This window comes from Archangium sp. (assembly GCF_036388035.1).
Lineage (GTDB): Bacteria > Myxococcota > Myxococcia > Myxococcales > Myxococcaceae > Archangium.
Genome location: NZ_DASVSO010000818.1, coordinates 1 through 4,204, shown reverse-complemented (window position 1 = coordinate 4,204; position 4,204 = coordinate 1). Strand labels below are relative to the sequence as shown.

Genomic DNA, 4,204 nt, shown 5'->3' with positions numbered 1-4,204 from the left:
ACCCCCAGCGACCCCCTCGGTTCCGAGCATCCCGAGCAAGTCAACCCCACGCTGATCCGGCTCCCGGGCCAGCGGGGGCTGGCGGCGAGAGGGGCAAGGGCCGTAAAACAGGGCTCAGATGAGTCAGCTTCGTTATCAGCCACTCGGTCCCCTGGTCCCGGGCGAAGGGTCCCGTCCGTTCCTCGCGCTGGCTCTCGAGGACGGTGCACCACCGCGTCCCGTCGTGCTGGTGTGGGCTCCGCTGGAGGTGACGCAGGATCCGACGCTGACGGCCCGGCTCCAGAAGGAGACGGCTCGCGCCTCCATCTTCGAGCACCCCAACATCCTCCGCGTCCACGGGCTGATGACGCTGGAGGGCCGCCTGGCCCGGGTGACGGAGTACGCCGACGGAGAGCCCCTGCGCCAGGTGCTGGAGGCGGGCCAGCGCCTGCCGCCCCCCTTCGCCGCGCTCGTCGTCGCGGATGTGGCCACGGGCGTCCACTACGCCCACGTGGCGGGCAGTGATGATGGGATTCCGCTCGTGCACGGCGACCTGCGCCCGGAGACCGTCATGGTCGCCTTCAGCGGCGTGTGCAAGGTGTCGGGCTATGGCGCGCTGAGCGTGGCCCCTCGCGAGCGCAACATCCTCCGCAAGCGCAACCAGCGTCTGTACAGCGCCCCCGAGCAGCTCATGGGCGGCCGGGCGGCCTCCTCCGCCCTGACGGACGTGTTCCTCCTCGGCCTGCTGCTCTATGAGTGCCTCTCGGGGCGCAAGCCCTTCCAGGACTCGCTGGAGCCCGACAAGGCCATCCTCAACCGCCCGCTGCCTCCCCTCTCGGCGGAGATCCCTCCCGCCCTCAACGACGTGGTGCGACGCGCCACGGAGAAGCGGGCGGATCAGCGCTACCCGAGCGCCCTCGCCTTCCGCGACGCCCTGGTGGCCGCCATCGGCGAGCTGCCTGGCCCCGCGGCCTTCGCGGAGCTCCTCGGCAAGCTGATCTCCCCCGACACCGAGGCCCGGGTCGCTCGAAGGAAGCTGCTGGCGAAGGGCCTCGAGGACCTGGCTCGCCCGCCGGGTCCATCCGTCGTGCTTCCGTCCATTTCCACCCCCGCGCCCGTCGTCCGGACCGAGCCCGTCACCAACCCCTCGCGCGTCGCCCAGCCGGCCCCCATCACCCAGCCGGCGCCGACCCTCCGGGCCGAGCCTGTCACCAACCCCTCGCGCATCGTCCAGCCGGCTCCGATCACCCAGCCGGCGCCGACCCTCCGGGCCGAGCCCATCACCCAGCCCGCGCGCATCCTCCAGGCCATCACCCAGCCCTCACCTGTCATCCAGGCGGCGCCCATCACCGAGCCTGCCCCCGTCATTCAGGCGGCGCCCGTCACCGAGTCGGCCCCTGTCATCCAGGCGGCGCCCGTCACCCCGCCCTCGCCTGTCATCCCGTCCGAGACCATCACCGAGCGCGCCCCGGTCATCCCGGTGGCCGAGGCTGGCGGCCGGTCTCGTGGAAAGACGAAGGCCAAGGCAGATCCCGCGAGTGCGCTGACGGTCAAGGTCGAGACCCTCGCCGCGTCCGCGCGTCCTCCGCAACCGACGGCGCGACCCACGGCCCTCCTCGCCACCGCCATCGGGGCGCTGCTGCTCCTGAGCGCGGTCGGTGCCATCTGGAGCACCCGGGAGAAGCCCAAGCTCACGGAGCCCGAGCAGGCGGCGGTGGCGGAAGCGCCCCACATTGCCCCCTCCGAGCTCCTCACGGCGGAGCCCCAGGCCTCGAAAGACGCCGGCGTGAGCCCCCCGAAGGTCCCCGCTCCGACGGCGCCCACCGTGCCGCCGTCGCTGGTCGAGATCTTCGTGAGCCCCGACGTGGACGTCTCCCTCGAGGGCCGGGCACTCGGCCGTACGCCCCTGACGATTCCGCTCGCGCCCGGCCACTATACGCTGACGCTGACCGATCCAGCCCGGGGCCTGGTGCGGACGGCCCGGATGATCGACATCACCCACGACGGCACGTCCACGTTCCGCATCCGCCTGGGCATGGGCTCGGTCCTGGTCCACGCGCCCCCGGGGGCCCGCATCTCGCTCGATGGGCACGAGAAGGGAACGGCTCCGCTCTCCGAGCTGACGATGTTCGAGGGCGAGCACCACCTGCGCGTCACCCTGAACGATGCCGTCTGGGAGAAGACCTTCGCGCTGTTGGGAGACCAGCGCCTGGTCTTCGCCGCGGAGTTCGAGCAGGAGTGAGAGGCACGCCTCCTCAGGGGGCCAGCGCCAGCTCGAGATCTCGGGCAGTCGGTCCCCTCGTTTGGATGCGGATTGACGCGTCTGATCGTCCGAGCCTATGTCCGCCCGTCCATGTCCCAGAATACGAATCCCCAGGTGGTCATCGCCGGTGCGGGCCCGGCCGGAATGCTGCTCGCCTATCAGTTGGTGACGAATGGTGTCCCGGTCCGCGTGCTCGAGCGGCATCCCGACTTCGAGCGCGAGTTCCGTGGCGAGCTGATCCAACCCGCGGCGCTCGGCCCCCTGGAGAAGCTCGGCATCCTCCCGCTGCTCGTGGAGCGGAAGCTCGCGCTGCCGAACATCGAGCGGCGGCTGTTCGTCGGGAAGACGCGGCGGGTCATGGTCCCGGGCGGCAAGGAGCGGGGCTCGTTGATCTCCCAGGCGGGGCTGCTCCAGCTCCTCCACGAGCTGTGCGGCCGCCATCCCCATTACCGGCTGGACTTCGGCACCACGGCCCTCCAGGCGATTCGCGAGAACGGCCGGGTGGTGGCCCTGAAGACGCGAAAGGAAGGCGCCGAGAGCCGCGTCGAGGGAGACCTCTTCGTGGACTGCACGGGCCGCAACAGCGGGCTGCGCAGGGACCTGGGCCTCGAGGTCGATTCCCACCAGGTTCCGGCGGACGTGGTGTGGCTGCGCTTCGACCTGTCGGACGTGCCCGAGGCGATGCCCGACACCCTCGATGTCCACATGTTCGGCAAGGGCGTGGTGCTCGTCTTCTCCCCGACGACCCGCTCCCGGCTGCAGGTGGCCTACAGCGCGCCCGGGGACCTCGGCAGCCTGCGGAAGAACCTCCCCGAGCTGCGGAGCCGGCTGCTCCCCCTGCTCCCCGAGAAGCTGCGGCCCCACCTGGAGGCGAAGCTCGACGAGCGCACCGAGACCCAGTTCCTCCGGGTCATCGTCGATCGGCTCGCGCGCTGGCACGTGCCCGGCATGCTGTTCCTGGGAGACGCCGCGCACACGATGTCCCCCTCGGGGGGCCAGGGGCTGAACGTGGCGCTCCGCGACAGCTACGTGGCCGCCAACCACCTGCTCGACGCCATCCGCGCGGGGCAGCCGGTGGACGAGCGCGTCTTCCAGAAGATCCAGGACGAGCGCCTCCCCGAGGCCGACCTCATCCAGGGGATGCAGAAGCGGGTGCACCGGATGGTCATGGCCCCGATGTTCGTCGAGCACGCCATGTTTACCCTGCTCGGCCTCGTGCTGAAGCTCGCGAAGAAGGACACCCAGGGCGCCACCCAGGGCAGCCCCCCGGTCGAGATGCGCTACGGCGTCCCGGTATCCCAGCTTCCGTAGGAGTCAGGCGGCCAGGGGCGCCACGCGCCCCCGCGCGCTCGTGTCAGTCCTCCTGGGTGAGGTACTTCAGGAGCTCGTCCTCGTCGTTCGTGATCAACCGTTTGATGCCATCCTGCCTGGCATAGCGCTGGATCTGCAGTTGGCCGACGACACTCTTGACGAGCACACCGACCCTTCGGAATCCGCTGATCCAGCGCGGGCGCACGCGCTGGAGGGCAGCTTCGAACTGGGGATCGTTCCGGCCCGGGGCGGCCCGGATATCGCAGAGGAGCGCATACCGCGCTCGGCCCAGCCCATCCAGGGTGGCACCGAGCTCCCCGAAAGCGACCTCGAGCTCCTCGAGCGAGGAGAACGGCTTGTCACTGCGAATGGTGTGGATGAGGCCCCTCCGCTCGTCGAGGAGGATGGTGAAGTGGTCGTTCCGGGAGACCTGCTTCAAGGTGGAAGGGAGGCCCTCTGGAGTACCCGTGCCGCGCTGCGATGGAGACTGAGCCATGGAGACGATCTCGCTTGTGCGGCGGGAACACTCGCACGGCGGGCGGGACGGAGGAAAGGCGCGCGCGGGAGGACTGACGGACCTCGGGCCAGGACTCGCTTGCCGCCTCGGCTGCCAGAGAATGCGGCCTCCCACGCCCCACTCCTCTCATGCAG

General features: G+C 70.5%; 3 protein-coding genes. 2 read left to right on the top strand and 1 reads right to left on the bottom strand.

The features are described from left to right. The first annotated feature begins 118 nt into the window (after positions 1-118). Together VF697_RS33800 and VF697_RS33795 are read left to right on the top strand one after the other, a co-directional pair. A complete protein-coding gene (locus VF697_RS33800; protein ID WP_331101502.1) occupies positions 119-2,221 on the top strand; it encodes a protein kinase domain-containing protein in 2,103 nt (700 codons plus the stop codon). A gap of 111 nt (positions 2,222-2,332) precedes the next feature. Continuing rightward, positions 2,333-3,553 carry an FAD-dependent monooxygenase gene (locus VF697_RS33795; RefSeq protein ID WP_331101501.1) on the top strand — a complete coding sequence of 407 codons (1,221 nt, stop codon included), beginning with the start codon at positions 2,333-2,335 and terminating at the stop codon, positions 3,551-3,553. A gap of 43 nt (positions 3,554-3,596) precedes the next feature. Here the strand turns inward: VF697_RS33795 and VF697_RS33790 are convergent, their stop codons facing one another. Next, complete coding sequence (locus VF697_RS33790; protein ID WP_331101499.1) at positions 3,597-3,992, bottom strand: hypothetical protein; 396 nt, start codon at positions 3,990-3,992, stop codon at positions 3,597-3,599. Positions 3,993-4,204: the final 212 nt, after the last annotated feature.